A 19,992-nucleotide genomic window follows, 5' to 3' on the forward strand; every position below is an offset into this window, starting at 1 on the left:
TTAGTAAACGCGGCGTTTTTTTATACTTAAATTTAAAAATTTAAGATTAAAGCGTTTCTTTAAATAGCTTATAAATACGGCGGTATTCATCTAACCAACTTGAAGGCTGCACAAAACCATGCGGTTCAACGGGGAAGATAGCCGTTTCAAAGTTTTCTTTTTCAAGCTCAATTAAGCGCTGTACTAAACGCACTGAGTCTTGAAAAAATACGTTATCGTCTACCATTGGTGCATTTATTAATAACGGCTTATTTAACCCTTCAGCAAAGTAAATAGGTGAGCTGCGCTCGTATGCAATGGGATCCACATCTGGGTGGTTTAATATATTACCCGTATATGCTGTATTATAGTGCGCCCAATCGGTTACCGGGCGAAGCGCTGCACCTGATTGAAATAACTCTGGTGCCGTAAATAACGCCATAAAGGTCATAAAGCCACCATAAGACCCGCCATACGTGCCTACTGCCTTAGTATCCACGTTAGCATTTTCAGCCATCCATTTAACACCATCCGCTAAATCTTGTGTTTCTGGCGTGCCCATTTGGCGATAAATTGCTGTACGCCAGTCGCGTCCATACCCTTTAGATGCGCGATAATCCATATCCATTACCACGTAACCTTCATCAGCCAATAATGAATGAAACATAAACTCTCTAAAGTAAACAGACCAACCCATGTGTGAGTTTTGTAAATACCCTGCACCGTGGTTAAAAATAACCGCTTTACGGGTTTTACTACTTTCGCCTTCTACGTAATCAGCTGGGTAGTATACCTTGGCATATATTGGCGCATCTGTATGGCTTGATGGCACTGCAACTATTTTAGGTGCTGTTAATTTTTTAGCTAAAAACGCGTTAGATACCGTATTAGTTAAACGTGTTGCCGTCGCATTAGCTTTAGCATCTGTTACATATAGCTCAGCAGGCATGGTAATTTTAGAGTGTACTAGCAATAATTTACTTTCATCTGGGCTTAACGTGTAGTCGGTCATGCCATTTAAATCAGTAATTTTTTCACTTACAGCTGTTTGTGGATTTACACGAAAAATTTCGTATAAGCCTGGGTGTTCAACATTGGCTTTGTAATAAATAGCAGAATCGTCGCTTGTAACTGTTGGGTTTGATACCTCAAACTGACCTTGAGTTATCGCAACGGCTTTACCGTTTAATGGTTTTTTATAAAGTTGGCTGTAACCTGACTCTTCTGAAAGGTAATAAAGAGTATTTGTGTTATTCAACCAGCCAAAATTATTAAATGCATAAGCAATCCATGCATCGTCATGTAAACGATGCTGCGACACGAGTTTATTGTTTTCAAAATCTACGGTCGCAATCCAACGATCTTTGTTGTCCCACGCTTCAAGCATAATAGCAACTTGCGAACCATCGTTATTCCAAACTATTGGGCTTTGTCCTAATCCCCAATTTGTGATCAAATTAATAGCGCGTGGTGAGTTCTTTGATTCGTAGGTTTTGCCTAGTCGTGCATAATTTTCTTTTTTGACACTGGCTAATACATCTTCATCAAAACCTGGCAGCGAATCAAACGCTAGTGTGTTTTGTGTTTTATCATTTAAATTAATATATATAACTTGCGATGTTTCTTCTTTTGCATCAGCTATGCGACGGCGAACTTTTTTAGGTGCTATGGTGGCGTCGTCAGTAACATAATGTGGCATTATATCGGTGTCACTGCGCCAGCTAGATTGCTTTTTCACAACCACCAATAACGCATCACCGTTTGGCGAAAGTTCTACGTTATCAACTTTATTACCTTTGCCTAAATAGTAACTTGTATTTGCTACAGATGTATTTTGTTCGTTTATTTTCGCGTTACGTGCGTGTTGGTCTTTTTTATTTTTGTGTTCAAGAGCAATGTATTCAATAAGCTTATGCTGCTCTTTTGCAATGTACGAACTTGGCTCGCTAATTCCTTTTGGTTTATCAGCAAGTTTTAGGTTAGCAATTTCTTGTGTTAACCCCGTTACTAAATCGACTTTAAAAAACACATTCCCTTGACGATAAGCCAATGTGCCATCATTTAAAAACTGTGGATTAGATTCATTAACCGAGCTATGGGTTACTTGGCGAATTGTGTCAGTTTTAATGTTTTTTACAAACACATTGCCTTTAAACACGTAGGCTTGCATTGCTTTATTGTTTGAATAAACCGCGTTTCTAGCACCCAGTGTATGTAGCTTACTCAATGCGACTTGTTCAGCTGTTTGCGACGTTAATGACTGGCTAAATAAGTCACGTAATGTGCTACCTTGTTGCTTTTGAGCATAAATAATTGTTGCTGAATCAGTACCCCAAAAAGCATTTTGAGGTTGGTTACCTATCCAATCAGGATCAGCCATTGCTTGTTTTAATGTAATTTTTTCAGAGCCAACATCGGCAGGTGTACTTACCACCGCCTCAACTTTATTTGTTGCCGAAATATTATTTTTAGATGATGTGTTTGCAGTTGCACTACAACCGGCAAGCATAACACTTGAGGCAACAGCCAATGCGACTAACGTTTTAGATGAGGAAAAATTAAAGATCATAGTGCTTCTATACCGTTATTATAATTAACGCGTATTTAAGCAGAAGCACCAAAGTTAATGCAATTTTTTAAGATAAATAGCCAATTAACAGGGTAAAGCTCAGTTTACTTAAGCCTTAATTATTTAATCACTAAATCTAGCCATACCAGGCGATGATCGCTTGATGCACTTCTATCTTTAATTAAGCGATATTGTTCGCTCGATTCAACCGGCCAAAATACCCCGCCATCTTTTATTTCTAACCCATAAGTCGATGGTAATACATAATCAACACGGGCCTGCCAATTGGCAGTAAAGCGTTTTGCATAGGAAAATTCATATTGCTGCTTAGCACCTTCACTTTGAGGTAAAAAACGGGCATTGATTAATGGATTATTAACTAATTGATCGGTTGTTTCTAAACGCGCTTTGTCACCTTCTGGTGCTGCATTTAAATCACCCAAAATAACAAAACGAGACTGCGTCTCTAGCCCGCCTTTTTGTCCATTATCGTCGTATAAATAGTTAGCATTTGCTACGTAGTCGGCAATTAATCTAATTTCGTCATGGTTACGTTTGCCATTTCTATCTTCTTCGCCATCAAACACCGGAGGCGTAGGATGCGACGCTAATATATGCACTGCTTTGTTTTCAATAACAACCGGGACATCCCAAAACGATTTAGAACTTAACCTAAGAGCTTGCCACTCTTGAGCGCTATACCAATTCTCACCTGTTTTTGGCATTAACGGCATGTGGGCATTAGGCATATCTTTGTATTTAAAGGTTTGAAGAGTTCTAATTTTGTCAAAATCGATTGGGTATTTAGATAGTATGGCCATCCCATAATGCCCTTCAAAAAAGCCAAAGCCTTGGGCATCACCCATTACTTTACTTTTTTTACCATCGTTATCTAGGTCAAACTCTGTCGCAAGGCCCGTATTAACGGGTGCTATATAAGAATAAGGGTAATCAATGGCGGTTTGCTGGTTTTGGCCTACGTTTAAGTAATGTGTTTTAAAGTAATCAATACCTTGTTCTTTAGGAACAAAGTCAAACTCGTTCAGTAAAATAATATCTGGGCGAACGCGCTGGATAATTTCTGCAATATTTTTAATCTGTTGTGTGTTTGAGGTAAGAGCTTTGACTAAGGCATCACTTTTAATAGGCTCGCCTTTGGCAGTGTAATTTGTAGCATCCATACTGACATTGAATGTGGCGACACGAATAGACTCTGTTGCATGAATATTGACACTCAAAAACGTGGCGACTAACGCGCCATAAATTAGTTTAGATTTCATTTAAACACTCACCTTTGAAATAATTAGTTTTATTATTTCATAATGTAGTGCGTTTTTGTTTTTTTACAGACAAAAAATGCCGAGTAAACTCAGCATTTTTTAATTAAGGTGCAATTTAATTTTGGCTCGAGGTATTTATAACTTACAGTTCTGAGTAAATGCGGCATAAAGCGTCTTGCTTATTTAACTGAGAAAAGGCTTTTCCGTCCTGCTCAAGGCCCCTAGCCTAAAATTAGTTTTTCTGCCGTATTTAAAATTCCCGGGTAATCGTGCTCTGGTAAATAATCAGTTAATTGACTTAACTTATCTGACAGGTCATTCATATTGTGAGCCGATACATTAATATGACCCATTTTACGACCTGGCTTCGCCGCTTTACCGTACCAATGGCTTGTTACGTCAGGTAATGTAAGTACCTCAGCAGGGATGCTTGCTTGGCCAAGCACATTGATCATAGCCGTAATATGTTTAAGCTCAGTATTACCAAGTGGTAAACCTGCAACGGCACGCATATGATTTTCAAATTGCGAACAATGACAACCTTGCTGAGTCCAATGACCTGAATTATGGACTCGCGGTGCAATTTCATTAACTAATAGTGTGCCCATTACATCAAAAAACTCTATGGCCAATACACCCACATAGTTAAGCTCGTTAGCAATTTTAGTAAATGCGTCGTTTGCTTGTGCTTCTACCTGTTTATTATTTTTACCAGCAACAGAAAGCGTTAGCACACCGTTGGTATGCTCGTTTTCTGTTAACGGATAAATAGCAACATTACCGTGTTTATCTCGCGCACCAATAATAGAGACTTCTCGATCAAACGGGATCATTTTTTCTGCAATAATTGTGTGCGGCGCATCCTGTGACCCTGATGCTATAAAATCAGCCATTTCTGACCAAATTTGTTCTATTTGATCATCTGATTTTAATCGCCATTGCCCTTTACCGTCGTAGCCTGCTTGGCAGGTTTTTATCACAAGTGGCATACCTAGGTTTTTAGCAGCAAGTTCTAAATGTACTTTTTCAGTAATTAGCTGATAAGGCGCACATTCAACCCCTGTTTTATTAAGTAACGCTTTTTCAAGCGCACGGTCACCACCTGTTTTAATTGCGGCTTTACCCGGATAAAACTTGTTGCTATTACAGCATAGCGTTAAAACATCATCAGGAATGTGCTCAAATTCAGCCGTGATTGCATCAGCTGATTCAATAGCTTGTTCAAGCGTAGTTGTATACACTTCGCCCGTTAGCGGGTGAACAATTTTTTGGCTGCCAACATCGTAAGCAACTACATTCAAATTAAGTGGTGCGCCTGCAAGGCTCATCATACGTGCAAGTTGTCCTGCACCTAAAATTAAAATATTCATCGTTACTCAGCAGGATTTGGGTTAGCTAATATTGTGTCGGTTTGATTTTTACGAAATGCTTCGATTTTTTCAAAAATCTCAGGGTTATAGCACCCTAAAATTTGCGCAGCTAACAAACCTGCGTTTGCAGCGCCAGGCTCACCAATGGCCAAAGTCCCTACTGCAACGCCTTTAGGCATTTGACAAATCGAAAGTAGCGAGTCAACGCCATTAAGCGCTTTAGACTTTACCGGCACGCCTAAAACAGGAACTGATGTAAAAGCAGCCGCCATACCCGGTAGGTGAGCAGCGCCACCTGCGCCTGCAATAATAACTTTGATGCCGCGTTCTGCAGCTGAGCTTGCATAATCAGCAAGTAATTGAGGAGTGCGATGTGCAGATACAACTTTGGTTTCGTACTTAATACCAAACTGCTCTAGCATAAGCGCAGCGTGTTCCATGGTTGGCCAATCTGATTTAGAACCCATAATAATGCCAACAGTCATAAATACTCCTCAGTGATGTATTTTAAAATAGCGGACTTATGTCCGGTTTTAGGCGGGTATTATACCCAAACACGTTTAATTTGCGAGGTTCGAATGATATTAACGGCTAATTTTTTATAAATAATAAAAATAAAACAAAAATAAAAAAAGCCATGTTAAACATGGCTTTTTAAATTCTGTAATTACAAAGTAACTAGGCTTCTTTACTTGCTAGGTACTCTGAGTAATTACCTCTAAAGTCGATTATCTTACCGTCTTTAATTTCCCATATGCGGGTAGCAACAGAAGATACAAATTGGCGGTCATGCGATACAAACAACAACGTGCCTTCGTAAGCTTCAAGGGCTAAGTTAAGCGCTTCAATCGATTCCATATCCATGTGGTTGGTTGGCTCATCCATTAATAATATGTTTGGTTTATGCATCATGATTTTGCCAAACAACATACGGCCTTGCTCACCACCAGATATTACTTTTACTGACTTTTTAATGTCGTTTTGCGAAAACAACATTCGACCTAAAAAGCTACGAACAACTTGCTCATCGTCGCCTTCTTGCTGCCATTGCTCCATCCACTCAAACAAGTTCATGTCTTTTTCAAATTCGTCGGCATGATCTTGTGCGTAGTAGCCAATGTTAGCGTTTTCAGACCACTTAAATTCACCCGCTTTTGGCGCAAGCTTTCCTGCCAACGTATTAAGTAGCGTTGTTTTACCCACGCCGTTTTCACCAATTATGGCAATGCGCTCACCTACTTCTACTAAACCTTCTAGGCCTGTGAATAACGTATTGTCTTCAAAACCTTGGCTAAGGCTTGTCATTTCTAGTGCGTTACGAAACAGTTGTTTTTCTTGGTCAAAACGAATAAATGGTGTTTGACGAGACGAGGCTTTTACTTCATCTAGCTGAATTTTGTCAATACGCTTAGCACGCGATGTAGCTTGCTTAGCTTTAGAGGCATTAGCCGAGAAACGTGATACAAATTGCTGTAGCTCTGCAATTTGGCTTTTCTTTTTGGCATTTTCGCTTAATAAACGTTCGCGTGCCTGCGTTGCTGCAAACATGTACTCGTCGTAGTTGCCTGGGTAAATACGAAGCTCGCCGTAATCTATATCAGCCATGTGCGTACACACAGAGTTTAAAAAGTGGCGGTCATGCGAGATGATGATCATAGTACAATCGCGCTGGTTCAATACATCTTCTAACCACTTGATCGTGTAAATATCCAAGTTATTGGTAGGCTCATCAAGTAGCATAATATCAGGGTCAGAAAACAGAACCTGAGCAAGTAGTACTCGCAATTTAAAACCAGGCGCAATTTCAGACATGGGCCCGTAATGCTGCTCAGTAGCAATACCAACACCTAATAAAAGCTCACCGGCTTTAGACTCAGCAGAGTAACCGTCCATTTCAGCAAATTCTGTTTCAAGGTCGGCTACTTTCATGCCATCTTCTTCACTCATTTCTGGTAAAGAATAAATACGATCCCGCTCTTGTTTAATATCCCATAACTCTTTGTGACCCATGATCACTGTATCGATTACAGAGTATTCTTCGTAAGCAAACTGGTCTTGGTTTAGTTTAGCAACGCGCTCATTTGGATCTGTGCTTACATTACCTGAAGATGCTTCAAGCTCACCGCTTAAAATTTTCATAAACGTTGACTTACCACAACCATTTGCACCGATTAAACCGTAGCGGTTTCCATCGCCAAATTTTGCTGAGATATTTTCAAATAATGGTTTAGCACCAAATTGCATGGTGATATTAGCTGTACTAATAATAGCGCTACCCTCCAAAGGAGTTTGTGATGTATTTAATTTGCGCACAGTTTATATCAAAAAGGGCATTTTTTCTATCAAAAATCGAACTTACCAAGCACTGAAACTTAATTATTAAGGGTGTGAATTTCTTATTTTATTTTGATGTTTAACTTATGATTTGTAGTGAATTTAAAGCCAAATAAAACTTGATTACGCAGATTTTTGAATACTCAGTAAGGTGATGCTATTCCACTGAAAAATAACAAAATTAGAGCTTTTATACTAAAAATTAATGTATAGCTAACGTGAAAAAACATCATAATAATTAATTATTTTTAAGGTTGTAAATTTTCAGACTGCTTATGTATTTACTATAAAAATACACATTCATAACAACTTAAAAACACAATTAACTCAACGTGAATGTCTACCTATTATGTAAAAAATTTCGATGATGTTTTTCACTTTTGACAAACAAAGGTGTTTGCTAGTGTGCCCTGCACACGTGATTGAACACATCGCACACAAGGAAACACACAATGAAATTGAAACTAACATCAATGCTAGTAGCAATAATGGTTAGCCCTTCAGTATTTTCTGAAGTAAACATATACACGGACGAACGCAATTCAATGAGTGTGGGTGGTTTTATAGACGTAAGAGTAATAAATACGCAAAACCAAACTGAAGTCGTGAACGGTACATCGCGTATAAATTTTAAAATTGATCGAAAACTTAAGCAAGGCTGGACAGCCTTAGGGCTGGTTGAATGGGGTGTAAACCCTGTAGGTAGTAGCGATATTATTTACAACAACCGCTTTGAATCAATTCAGGATGAATTTTTATATAACCGTTTAGGTTATGCCGGTCTCTCACATGATAAATACGGCCAAATTACCATTGGTAAGCAATGGGGTGCATGGTAGGACGTTGTTTATGGCACAAATAACAGCTTTGTATGGGATGGTAATGCTGCCGGTGTTTATACTTACAACAAAGACGATGGCGCAGTAAACGGCACCGGCCGTGGCGATAAACTTATTCAATATCGTAACAGCTACAACGACTTAAGTTTTACACTGCAAGCACAGCTTAAAAACAGCGAATTTTACACCTGTGATGTAAGCGATATAACTGAATATGAATGCGAGACATTGTGGAACACTGGAGAAAGCGCTGCACAGGAAGTTGAGTTTAACTACACCTTTGGTGCCTCGGTTACTTACACCCCTATAGACATGTTAACGATTACAGCCGGTGTAAACCGAGGTGAGTTTGATTTAACTTACGGCGATGGCTCTACACAAAATGTTGAAGATTTAATATACGGTGCAGGCATTATGTGGGGCAGCGTAGATCAAAAAGGTCTTTATGTTGCCGCTAATATTAATAAAAACAAAAATCACGACACCGATAACCTTGGTCGCTTAATTAAAGACGCAATGGGTGTAGAAACATTTGCATCGTACCGCTTTGATAACGATTTTCGCCCTTTTATCGCCTACAACGTATTTGATGCAGGTGATGATTACGTAATTCAACCTAACTTTAATGCCGATCCGAACGATGTATTTAAACGCCAATTTGCTGTTATTGGCCTTCATTATTTAATTGACGAAGAAACGATTGCGTATGTAGAGACCCGTAAAGATTTTAGTGACTTTGAAAGCAACAATAAAGATCAGCAAACCCAAATGGAACAGTCGGAAGGTGACGGAATCGCATTTGGATTTAGATACCAATTATAAAATTATAATTTGCTCTTTCGTGCCCTACTAAGTTAGGGCGTTTTACCTGAGACTCCACCTACTCTTTGCTAATAACCATATCTCTTAAACTCTTAGTTAAGATTAACATTTAACCAAATTAGTATGATGTGTTCTTTAATAATATTAAAAAGGAATAGCCTTAATCACAAGAGCTATTTCGTCAATTACTTACTACTTTAAGTTGAGCGACATATTAAGGTGTTTTATATAAAAACCTTTGATATCCGCCTAGCGCATCAGCAACACTCAATAGTGGATTGTCGTTATGTTCGGCATTGGGGTTAATAATAGATTCCCACAGTAAGTTGTTATTATGGTTGGTTTTAAATGTCTGCTCTAAATTATTATATGCCTCTAACATTAACGGGTGCTCATCCCCACCTACAGACAAAAACAAATAGGTTGGCTGCTTAAACGCCTCCTTATTTGATTTTAAAAACGTATCAACCTTACTTACTACTGTCATATCGTCGTACCAAGCAGCAGGGCTAAACGCAAAATAGCCATTGAATAATTCGGTTTTTGTATGAAATACATACAACACAAAACTTCCACCAGCAGAAAACCCACTTAGCACACGGTTATTGTTTAGCTTAAATTTACTCGATAAATAAGGCAGAAGCTCTACTTCAATAAACTGTAAAAACTTATCAGCCTCACCATTAGGCTGCGTTCCATCATCTAATCTAGCTTCAGTATTAACCTCTTGGCGTGCGTAAGGCGGCACTAGGTCGCGATTACGAGAAGATGCAAAAAATAAGTTTGGAATAGCCACTAATATTGCTTGCTGACCACCTTGCTTTTTAGTAAGCATAGTTAAAGACTCATCCCATTTATCTAGGTTAAAATTACCATCTGTTTTAATAATTAACGAATACGTTTTATTAGCATCGTAATTACTCGGTAATCTAATAAAAATTTTACGCGTTTCATTTAATACTTTTGAATCGATTGTTACATCTGTATAGGCCGAAACATAATGGTTATAATAACGGCTGCCTAAAATAATTAAGCTCAATGCAATCACAGCAAATACTAAGTTTACTAAGTAATTTTTATTTATGTGTATAGCCATATTTTTCTCTATGTATTCAAATGTATTAAAAATGACAAAACCAAACGCTGCTTTTACTTTCGATAAGTTGAAACCCTAGCCCATTTAGCAAATTACACGAGGCTAAATTGCGACTATCTACCTCGGCATAAATAGTTTTTAACTTAAAAATCATCACTAATTCAGGTATTAACGCTACAAGCGCCTCTTTCATGTAACCCTTACCCCAAAAATCCGGTGCCAGCTCAAAGCCTAAAAAAGCACAGCTTACTTGTTCATTAATTTTATATAGGCCACAACTACCAATCGCTTTGTTTAGAGTATTATGCGTAATCGCTAAACGTATAACTTCCCCTTCATAGTAGCCGCTAATATCATCTTGTATTAATTGCTTTACATCACTTTTAGATAGCGGGGTTGAATAGTCATTAAATTTACTAACCAACGGGTTGTTTAAAATAGCATGTAAGCTAGTTACATCTTTATGAGATATTAAACGCAGCGATATACGAGGCGTATTTATTTTTTCAAACATGATTTAAATACAGGGCAAATAGCACTTTATGAACCTGCATTATTAACTTACCATAGTGCATTAACAAGCATTATATAACGAGCACACAAGTATGAGTGACGAATTTAAAGTAATACAACCTACCACAACTGTGTATTGTCCTAAGCGCGGCGAAGGCTGGACCCTAACCGGCATTACTAATATAAATGAGTTTACCTCAGTCATGTTTGACGGCACACGTTACACGCTTCCCGCTCGCGAAATAGTAGAAGAGCTACTCCCTAACCAGCTAGCTCGAGAACAAAATAGCTAACGCCCCATCAATAAAAAGGCTGCAGTTATGCAGCCTTTTTTATAATTTACGCCAATTTAAAATGTATCGTCTTCACTGTATACATTTACCTTTAGCTCGCCGTCGTCTTCAAATACAACAAACGAAATAGGCTTACAGCATACTTGGCAGTCTTCTATGTATTGCTCATCAATATCTGCAGCATCTAGTAATACTTCTATAACTTCACCGCAATACGGGCAGCTAATTGATTCCTCAGTTAATTGGTTCATCTAACACCAGATAAATTACATTATCAATGAATTAACCTTAATCAACACGGTTAAACTTTTCAACTGCGTTTTTAGTGGAATACATAGTATTAAAATATAAATTAGACACTTTTGACCAAAACCAAATTTGTTAGCTAAAAATATGAAATACCTTTTGTACTTGATAGGTCTAATAAAACGTATAGTTAAATTAATTCTAAAGGTGGATATTTTTATGAAAAAAACACTGTCATTAACGTTAGCGTCTACCCTCGTTTTATTTAGCACACTCTCTTACGCAGAAGAGACAAAAAAAGCGGTGCTCGCAGGTGGTTGCTTTTGGTGTATGGAATCAGACTTTGAGAAACTTGAAGGCGTAACCGACGTAATATCTGGCTTTACGGGAGGTAAAATTAAAAACCCGACATATAACGGTAATCATAAAGGACACTATGAAGCGGTTGAAATTACCTATAAACCTAGCATGGTAAGCTATCAAGACGTACTCAATCATTATTGGGTTAATATTGACCCTTTTGATCCGAAAGGCCAATTTTGCGACAAAGGCCCCAGTTATCGCAGTGCTATATTTGTTGCTAATGATGAAGAACGTAAATTAGCAGAGAAATCCAAACAACGTGTTATTAAAGAGTTTCCTAGTCAAACCGTTGTTACGCCAATTTTGAATACAACGGTGTTCTACCCTATCAAGGGAAAAGAAAGTTACCATCAAGATTACTACAAAAATAACCCTATCCGTTATAACACTTATCGCTGGCGATGCGGACGAGACAGTCGCCTAGAAGATATTTGGGGCGACAGAGTTACGCATTAAAATAAAAGGCTGCATTTAATGCAGCCTTTTTAACGCTTAAAAAGGCATTAAACGATGCTATTATTAATTTTTTATTAATACTGTTTATTTTATTGTCCAGTTTATTAATAATTAACTCTACAATAAACTTAACTCCTAGATTGTTAAACCTGTATTAAATAACTGGAGTTACATCGTATGAAAACCAAACAATTACAATTAGCCCGTGCTCTAGATTTACCAACACGCCAAGAAACGTTAAACCGTGATCACTCGGTACAGCAGTTTTGGGCAAGCAACGACGACCTAATTTCAGACGCGTGGAAAGAATGGGAAGCAAGCGAAGTTGACGCGTCTACCTTTACGCTAGACGATTCGTTACTCGATAAAAATTTACGCGAAGCAGTACAACAAGCATGGGAAAATCCATCTAAAGAGCATTTGGTAAAAGCGCTTTTAGAGGAAGTGGCACCTGATGTGTTTCAGTTTCAATTTTTTGATCCTGAGCGCCTAACCGTTTTACGTGGCTACCTTGATCAAGTATGGGACTCTAACATCCCAATGCGCCCACCGTATGGTATTGTATTAAATCGCCGCGGCGTTATGCTCGATAAACGATCTGAGGGCTATTTAGCAGCCCCTAGTTTTCAAACATTTTATAACGAAATGTTAAACACCTATATGCGCCCTATAGCGCGTTTATTATTTCCTGAAATTACAGGTTACGACACGCAAACATTTGGTTTTTCTATTTACTACGATCCAAGTACAGATGCGTCTATTCGCCCACATACTGATGCATCTGCGGTAACGTTAAATATTAATTTAAATTTACCGGGTGAGGAGTTTACAGGTTCTGAGCTTGATTTTTACGACCAAGTTACAGGTAAAGTAACTCAACTTAGTTTTATACCAGGTATCGCGATGATCCACAGAGGAAGTGTGGCACATGCTGCTAAACCCATAACCAGTGGCGATAGAACCAACTTTGTACTGTGGTTGTTTGGCGACCGCGGGCGTTTACCAGCTCAAGGCGCACAACACCCAGTAATAGATGCTACAGAGCGCTGGACTACTCCAGTAACAACACCCGATGGCTACGCACCATTTTAAATACCCCTGTATAAAATTGATATCAATCAGCCCATTAAAGCTAATTAATAATTAGTTTAATGGGCTTTTTACTTGTTGCTTTACACGTTAATAACTATCTTTTAAACATTAATAGTTAATTTATTTCAGTAAAAATGACGTTAAACAGCATTTTAATAGCCGCATTGTTATTATCACCCATCGTTAATGCATCAATCACTGAGCAAACGCTCGTAGTAGGTTTTGGTGAAAAACTTCCCCCTTTCGTATTCCCTGATTCAAATAGTGGTCTAACAGTAGATATTATTACAGCGGCTTTAACACCTTTAGGCTACACAATTGAGTCTCGATATTATCCTTACACTCGGCGTGTAAAAGAGTATAAAAAAGGAAATATCGATGTAGTAGCAGATATTAATTTAAATACTGCAAACGGAAACACCCTAAAAGGTTATTTATCATATGCGTCTTATACATACGAAAATCTTGCTTTTGCTTTAAGTAAAAACAACTTTAAATTGAGTGAAATAGCCGATTTGAAAAATTATAGTCTATTGTCATGGCCAAGTGCTGCCATTCACTTAGGAGATGAGTATGCAAATATGGCTAAAGCTAATCCATTGTATAACGAAATACACGACCAATCGCTTCAAGTTAAATTTTTGTACTTAGACAAGGTAGATGTTATACAAATGGATAAACAAAGCTTTGACTACTTTCGCGCAAATATAAAAGATATTGATACAACAAAAAAAATTGATAGGTTCCCTTTATTTGGAAAAAGCCCTAATGGATATTTATTTAAGTCTAAAAAAGTACGCAATGACTTTAATTTACAACTGCAAAAACTCAAAGAATCCGGCAAGTACAAGCAAATTTTTGATGGATACTTAAAATAATTAATTTAAAAACAAATAGGCTGCTTATATAAGCAGCCTATTTGTTTATATCGTTTTAATGGATACGTTTAAAACTTATAGGATGCAGAAAACTTAACGTTTCTTGGTGTACCAGGTTGTACCCATGCATCGGCAAACGAGTTTGTGTAATACGTTTCATCAAACAGGTTATTTACCTCAGCAGTAATACCAATGGCGTCTGTTACATCGTAATTTACAAAAGCACGGGCTGTTGTGTAGCTTGGTAATTCAAAGTCGGTACCAAAAAAGCCGTTACGCTTGCCCACATGTAATAAACCACCACCAAACTTAATGGCTTTACCGTATAGATCTGTTGATTGCACTAACTGTAAGCTAAGCTGTTGCTCTGGCACGTTTAATAGTGATGCGCCCGCTTCTACTGTGTAACCAAAGTTAGCATCAAAAAATGAGTTTTCGATTGTTGCATCAACGTATGCATACGACGCCCAAATTTTAAGCGTATCGGTAAGCTCACCCGTTAGGTCTATTTCTATCCCTTTACTTTGTGCTTCACCAATGGCTGCGTAAGTAAACGCTGTTGGGTCATCCACAACAAGCATGTTGTCTTGCTCTACTTTAAACACAGCAACAGTACCAAATAATGCGCCATCGTTTAATGTAAATTTAACACCCAGCTCAGCAGATGTAGATTGGTTTGGCTCAAAACCATCGCCATTAGCATCGGCACCCGAAAGCGGACGGAAGTTTTCACCGTAAGCCCCATAAACAGATACATAATCGCTTGCTTCATAAACCACACCAAACTGCGGGCTCACGCGTGACTCAGTTTGTTTAGTGTTGGTGTTAGCTAAGCGGTTATTTAAGCGCTGCTCGTAATCATCAAAACGTGCACCAATACGTATATCTAACTTATCAGTTAGGCTTATTTGATCTTGAATGAATATGCCTAACGATTCTTGAATTTCTACTCGGTCAGTATTTGATGTTGGCGTTGGTAATTCATACGCGCCGTATACAGGGTTAAATACATTAATGTATTGATCACCACGTACACGTAAAATTACTTGGTCGTTTTCAAATTTATCGGCATCAACACCCATAATTAAACGGTGCTCAAACCCGCCAAACTCTAAATTACCACTTACCTCAGTTCTAAATACTTGGTATTTAGCATCAAAGTCGCGATAGCGTCTAAAGCGATTTACTTCGCCATCTACTACGCCACCAAAACCAGTTTCGGTTGCAAAGCCTTCCATAGAGGTGTCACGGTAGTTTGCACCAAATAAAATGCTCCAATTATCATCAAAGTCATGAATGTACTCTAACTGGTGCCCAAGTACATCGGCTTCAATTGGGCCGTCGCCCGGCTCACCTAAAAAGCGGCTTTCAGGTATAAGGCCAAGCTCGCCATCAATCGCTAATACACCTCTATCAAACGGTACTTCTTGGTCGCTATATTCAAGCTCGTATATTAGTTGGCTGTTATTATTAATATTCCACACGATTGACGGGCTAAAGCCTTGCTTAGTGGTTTCTATGGTATCTCTAAAGCTTTCGGCGTCTTCGTAAAAACCAACCAGTCTAATTGCTACGTCATCGTTAAGCGCGGTGGTATAATCAACATCGGCGCGGTAAGTATCAAAACTACCTACAGAGAGTTTAATTTCGCCTTCGGTATCAAACGTTGGGCGTTTAGTAACTAAGTTTACAGTACCACCTGGTTCACCACGGCCAAATAAAGCCGCGCGCGGGCCTTTTAAAACCTCAACCGACTCAATACCCGACAAATCACGTGAGCCACCAAAACCACGCCCAGCATTAAAGCCATTTACTAAGTAGTTACTTGGTAGGTTTTCATCACCTACAAAACCACGTAATGCAAAACTATTCCACAACCCACCAAAGTTGTTTTGGCGCGCAACAGAGGCTGATAAATCAAGCGCTTGGTCAAGGCTTACTGCACCTGCGTTTTCAAGGGCTTCTAAATCAATTTTAAGCTCTGATTGCGGTGTTTCTAAAGGGCTAAAGTTACCTTGATAAGCCTGGCGAGATGCAACAACTGTTACTTTTTCAATTGCGTCATCCTTTACGCTTTTACTTTGCTGGTTTTGCTCAGCGGCCATAACATGGCTGCTAAATAAGCTTACTAAGCAAGTACTTAAATAGGTGAGCTTAAGCCCTTTTGTATTGGTTTTCATTGTGAACCTTGTGAGTGATGAAAGTATTTTATAGTTATATAGTCATTTATATAGCGCTAAACAGGTGCGTTTAGCGCGGTATTTTTAGTTGCTGCTTTGCGTGGTACTTTCAAAGCGTGGCATGTTTTCAAGGGCTGCTTTAGTTGGGTCGCCTTTGTAAAATAACCACGGGTAATAAAACTCGCGCAATTGCTGATGATAATCTCTAATTTGCTGCTCATACTTGTAAGCGGCAATTGAATCGGTATTGGCTTCACGCGTTAAGATGCGCTGCAGTAACAGCGGTGGCGAAACCCAAGATACAAAACCAGCTAACTTGTATTTTTTAGCGGCTGCATCGCGGTAGGCCTTTGAAAGCTCTGCTGCTTTTAAATCGCCTATTTGTTGAAATGCGTAATACCATTTCCACTCAAATTCACTACTCATATCTATATAAGGCGCAAACTCAGGAAACTCTTTAACAAAAGGCTGCATAGTTGCAGATTTAGGTAAATCCCACGCATCGTTTACTGCTTCACGTTGGGTAAGCATAATGTCGCCCCCTTTAGGCGAATGCACAGATTTGTTTATAGCAAGGTCGCCTAAAATAGGAATAATAAAAGCAAACAACACCCATAAACCAATTAAGCTAGAGGCAACACGTGGCGCGCTGGTTGCATTTTTACCCCACCACACACTAAGCGCAGTCCAAAATGCAAGGTAGACAATACACAGCAGCGATACAAACGCCACTTCAAACCCGCTTGCACCTGCTATAACTGCACCCACAAAAAATGGCAGCATTAAACACACTATTACCGCTACAAATCTCACGGTTATACGAGCGCCCCATAAAGCAAAGAAAGACTTAGCCGTAGTAACTAATAAATCGTGCCGACCGCTGGTGCGCTCATTTGCAAATAAATCATGAAACAGCAATATAATAACTAATGGAGCTAGCGCACTAATTACAAACACAAAATCTATTTTACCGGCCTGAGCCAGCTCAGCATTTTGTGCATCGCTTTCGTAAATTTGCCCCTCAAGTGCTAATAAATTAATGCGGTGTTTCCACGGGAATATATCGCGCTCACCTAATGCAGCAAATGCAAGGTTAGATGGCTGCGAGTACGTTAAATGAAAGCTGTAATACGCTAACATGCCCGCATCGTTTTGCTTTTGCTGTACTTTAGCGCGATCACTTTGATCTGCTGCTTTTAAGCGCTCAATAGTTTGCTGTTGTGCGCTTACTTCATTTAGCCCGCTGTAAATAGCAAAACCCGATAAAACAAGGCTACACAGCAGTAATACCACTACGTACTTTTGGCGCAGTAAAAAGCCCCATTCACGCATAAGTTGTGTAATTAAATAACTCATATCAAACGTTTTCCTACAAATTTAATACCGCCTACTAGTACTACAATCCACAGTAATAACTGTAAAAACGCAGGTACACTTCTTTGTGCTCGAACATCTGCACTATCTACATTAAAATTAAAATCTTGTAGTATTTGCCAGTTTTCGGCGCTAACGCGTGCTTTTTTAGTGGCTGCGGCATCAGCGTTGCGGTTCATGTCGTCTTTGTAATCAAGCTCTTCAATATGAATTTTGTTAAGTCCTTGCACAAAATCAAAACGAAGCTGTTCGGTTTCGCGTAAAAAACGATGATGCGTTTCTATACTTGTACCCACCACAATCATAGAGAGCGAGCGAATAGCAACCATTGGAGATACCCACCCAAAATAGCGCGATACTTGCGTTTGCTTAAGTTCTGCTTGCATACGCTGCTGAGCAAATTGGTTTAGTACTTTGGCCTGCTTAGCCTCTGATTCACTGGCTACTAAACCTCTAAAGTTTACCGGCAACTCATCAATACTATTTACGTTGTACTTTTCAAGGAGAGACTGTTTAAATTGCTTAAATGCTGGGTCGTTAGTGTTATGGCCATCGCCTAGTTTTCTAAGTTCGGCTTTAACCGCAAAGTCGGTTTCTATTTTACCAGCAGATGGCACAGCCGTTGAGGCTGTAGTACTTGCTACGCGCGGCATAACAATACACAGTAAAATCCATACAAACGCAAGCGCCGTAAAGCTACCACTGTTTTTACTAAACACGCTCGATGCGAGTAAAATCAGTAATACCCACACCGTTAAATATAAAGCGTAACCTACAACAAAACTTGCAACTGCTAGTAAACTTTCACCCGAAGATACCGTAAACAAAGCCGATACAGCCAGTGGCGCAATAATTAAGCCCACAACCGAAAGCAGTGCTAAGCCTTTACCGGCAATAAGCGTAATACCCGACGTGCCTTGCGCTAATAAGTACGAAAGCGTTTGCGATTCACGCTCTCGGCTAATAGAGCTGTAACCAATTAATATAAGAAGTAACGGCGCTAAAGTTTGCACTATAAAAGCAGGTGTTAAGCTACCTAATTTAGTCAGCGCTGTACCTTGGCGTTGATCGGCAAACATTGCACTATTTTGCCTATGTCCTTCTAAAAATATTGAGTTACCAGTGTATGCATCTATGCCTGGGTCGAGTGTGCTCAGTGGTGAAGGCGTTCTAAATGCATAGTGCCCGTAGTGCACCATTCTATGCGGGTGGCGATCGGGCTGATCAACAAAGCTTTGCACGGCATTTGATTGAAGTTCATGGCGATCGTGGCTAAGTTCATGCATTGTAATAGCAGTCACCACTACCGATGAAAGGGTAAGCAATAAACCAATGGCTAAAACGGTCATTGCTAGTTTTGAGCGTAGCCAATAGCGCCATTCATCTTTGGCAACTACAACCACTTTTGAAAAGTTATTTATACTCATTACGCGCCTCTTTGTGCAAAGGCTGCGTGTACTTGTTCGGTATCAATGCGGCCATTTTCAGGCGCGTCAAATTCGCCCACCAGCTCACCGGCTCTAAGTAAACCAATACGGTTAGCGACTTGGCACGCGCCGTATACATCATGAGTCACCATTAAAATAGTCGCGCCCGTTAATGCAAGCTCGCGCACTAGCTGGTTAAACTCATCTATTGCAACTGGGTCAAGGCCCGATGTAGGCTCATCAAGTAAAAATATAGGGGCTTGACGTAAAATGGCTAAGGCAATAGCGGTTTTTTGTCTCATGCCTTTAGAGTAAGTTTGCATATGACGCTCCCACGCACCTTCTTGCAAGGCTACGCGGTTAAATGCGGCATTAATTTGCTCATCTGTTTTATTAATATCAGCAAGTGATAAAAAATATTTTACGTTTTCGCGGGCGGTTAAATGCGGGTATAACGTTGCCGACTCTGGTAAGTAAGCTGTTTTTTCGCGAACAAAATCACGTGCTTGTGTAACCTCTTTACCCACTACTTTTACAGAGCCTTGCGTTGGTTTATTAAAACCCAATAACGTTTTTAACGTGGTTGATTTACCTGCACCGTTACCGCCAAGTAACGCGTAAATTTCGCCTGAGCCCACAGTAAAATTTAAGTTTTTTAAAATAGCGTTATTTTTAATGCTAAAACTTAACGAATTCACTTCAATAATGGCGTCGACTTTCGCTGTTTGAGCATTATTTAATTCTGAATTACGGGTATTTTCAGGGCGTTGAGATTCTATTGATGATGTTTGATTAATTGCAGTAGGTGTAGTCACATTCAAACTCTGTATAAGGGTAAATTAGAATGCGAAGGATGTTATACTATATCAAACAGTAAATGC

The 19,992-nt window shown here is 39.2% G+C and carries 16 protein-coding genes and 1 pseudogene; 5 read left to right on the forward strand and 12 right to left on the reverse strand.

The features are described from left to right. Positions 1-46: 46 nt before the first annotated feature. The 5 genes from ATS76_RS09710 to ATS76_RS09730 form a co-directional block, all read right to left on the reverse strand. The gene (locus ATS76_RS09710; RefSeq protein WP_058551962.1) at positions 47-2,548 is read right to left on the reverse strand and encodes a S9 family peptidase; all 2,502 of its coding nucleotides are present in this window, start codon (positions 2,546-2,548) and stop codon (positions 47-49) included. A 119-nt stretch (positions 2,549-2,667) separates the two neighbouring features. Continuing rightward, a complete protein-coding gene (locus tag ATS76_RS09715; protein ID WP_058551963.1) occupies positions 2,668-3,828 on the reverse strand; it encodes an endonuclease/exonuclease/phosphatase family protein in 1,161 nt (386 codons plus the stop codon). A 221-nt stretch (positions 3,829-4,049) separates the two neighbouring features. Beyond that, positions 4,050-5,198 (reverse strand): 5-(carboxyamino)imidazole ribonucleotide synthase, encoded by a 1,149-nt coding sequence (locus ATS76_RS09720; protein WP_058551964.1) that lies wholly within the window; start codon positions 5,196-5,198, stop codon positions 4,050-4,052. Between the two features lie 2 nt (positions 5,199-5,200). Beyond that, a complete protein-coding gene (purE, locus tag ATS76_RS09725; protein WP_058404023.1) occupies positions 5,201-5,683 on the reverse strand; it encodes a 5-(carboxyamino)imidazole ribonucleotide mutase in 483 nt (160 codons plus the stop codon). Between the two features lie 193 nt (positions 5,684-5,876). Then, positions 5,877-7,466, reverse strand: a complete 1,590-nt coding sequence (locus tag ATS76_RS09730; RefSeq protein WP_082664339.1) for an ABC-F family ATPase — start codon at positions 7,464-7,466, stop codon at positions 5,877-5,879. Positions 7,467-7,984: 518 nt separating this feature from the next. On the opposite strand from ATS76_RS09730, the pseudogene ATS76_RS09735 reads away from it, so the two are divergent. Next, a pseudogene (locus tag ATS76_RS09735) lies at positions 7,985-9,193 on the forward strand (porin). 214 nt (positions 9,194-9,407) lie between these two features. On the opposite strand, the gene ATS76_RS09740 reads toward ATS76_RS09735, so the two are convergent. Beyond that, complete coding sequence (locus ATS76_RS09740; protein WP_058551966.1) at positions 9,408-10,289, reverse strand: alpha/beta hydrolase; 882 nt, start codon at positions 10,287-10,289, stop codon at positions 9,408-9,410. A gap of 25 nt (positions 10,290-10,314) precedes the next feature. Further along, on the reverse strand, positions 10,315-10,803 hold the full coding sequence (locus ATS76_RS09745) for a GNAT family N-acetyltransferase (protein ID WP_058551967.1): 489 nt from the start codon (positions 10,801-10,803) through the stop codon (positions 10,315-10,317). Between the two features lie 91 nt (positions 10,804-10,894). Here ATS76_RS09745 and ATS76_RS09750 point away from each other — a divergent pair, with 91 nt between their 5' ends. Then, positions 10,895-11,095, forward strand: coding sequence for a hypothetical protein (locus tag ATS76_RS09750; RefSeq protein ID WP_058551968.1), 201 nt, complete (start codon positions 10,895-10,897; stop codon positions 11,093-11,095). A 56-nt stretch (positions 11,096-11,151) separates the two neighbouring features. Here ATS76_RS09750 and ATS76_RS09755 read toward each other — a convergent pair whose 3' ends face one another. Further along, positions 11,152-11,346 (reverse strand): CPXCG motif-containing cysteine-rich protein, encoded by a 195-nt coding sequence (locus ATS76_RS09755; protein ID WP_008133045.1) that lies wholly within the window; start codon positions 11,344-11,346, stop codon positions 11,152-11,154. A gap of 214 nt (positions 11,347-11,560) precedes the next feature. Between ATS76_RS09755 and msrA the strand changes: the two genes are divergently transcribed. The 3 genes from msrA (at position 11,561) to ATS76_RS09770 (ending at position 14,130) form a co-directional block, all read left to right on the forward strand. Then, complete coding sequence (gene msrA, locus ATS76_RS09760) at positions 11,561-12,160, forward strand: peptide-methionine (S)-S-oxide reductase MsrA (RefSeq protein ID WP_058551969.1); 600 nt, start codon at positions 11,561-11,563, stop codon at positions 12,158-12,160. A 177-nt stretch (positions 12,161-12,337) separates the two neighbouring features. Beyond that, entirely contained in the window at positions 12,338-13,252 is a 915-nt protein-coding gene (locus tag ATS76_RS09765; protein ID WP_058551970.1) for a 2OG-Fe(II) oxygenase family protein, read from the forward strand. A 134-nt stretch (positions 13,253-13,386) separates the two neighbouring features. Further along, positions 13,387-14,130, forward strand: coding sequence for a substrate-binding periplasmic protein (locus tag ATS76_RS09770; protein WP_058551971.1), 744 nt, complete (start codon positions 13,387-13,389; stop codon positions 14,128-14,130). A gap of 68 nt (positions 14,131-14,198) precedes the next feature. Here ATS76_RS09770 and ATS76_RS09775 read toward each other — a convergent pair whose 3' ends face one another. The 4 genes from ATS76_RS09775 to ATS76_RS09790 form a co-directional block, all read right to left on the reverse strand. Further along, entirely contained in the window at positions 14,199-16,310 is a 2,112-nt protein-coding gene (locus tag ATS76_RS09775; protein WP_058551972.1) for a TonB-dependent siderophore receptor, read from the reverse strand. Between the two features lie 84 nt (positions 16,311-16,394). Further along, complete coding sequence (locus ATS76_RS09780; protein WP_058551973.1) at positions 16,395-17,666, reverse strand: DUF3526 domain-containing protein; 1,272 nt, start codon at positions 17,664-17,666, stop codon at positions 16,395-16,397. After that, positions 17,663-19,111, reverse strand: a complete 1,449-nt coding sequence (locus ATS76_RS09785; protein ID WP_058551974.1) for an ABC transporter permease — start codon at positions 19,109-19,111, stop codon at positions 17,663-17,665. The genes ATS76_RS09780 and ATS76_RS09785 overlap by 4 nt, the downstream gene beginning before the upstream one ends. Further along, on the reverse strand, positions 19,111-19,926 hold the full coding sequence (locus tag ATS76_RS09790; protein WP_201023500.1) for an ABC transporter ATP-binding protein: 816 nt from the start codon (positions 19,924-19,926) through the stop codon (positions 19,111-19,113). The genes ATS76_RS09785 and ATS76_RS09790 overlap by 1 nt, the downstream gene beginning before the upstream one ends. Between the last annotated feature and the right edge of the window lie 66 nt (positions 19,927-19,992).

Source organism: Pseudoalteromonas sp. 10-33, from assembly GCF_001469195.1.
In the GTDB taxonomy this organism is placed as follows: Bacteria; Pseudomonadota; Gammaproteobacteria; order Enterobacterales; family Alteromonadaceae; genus Pseudoalteromonas.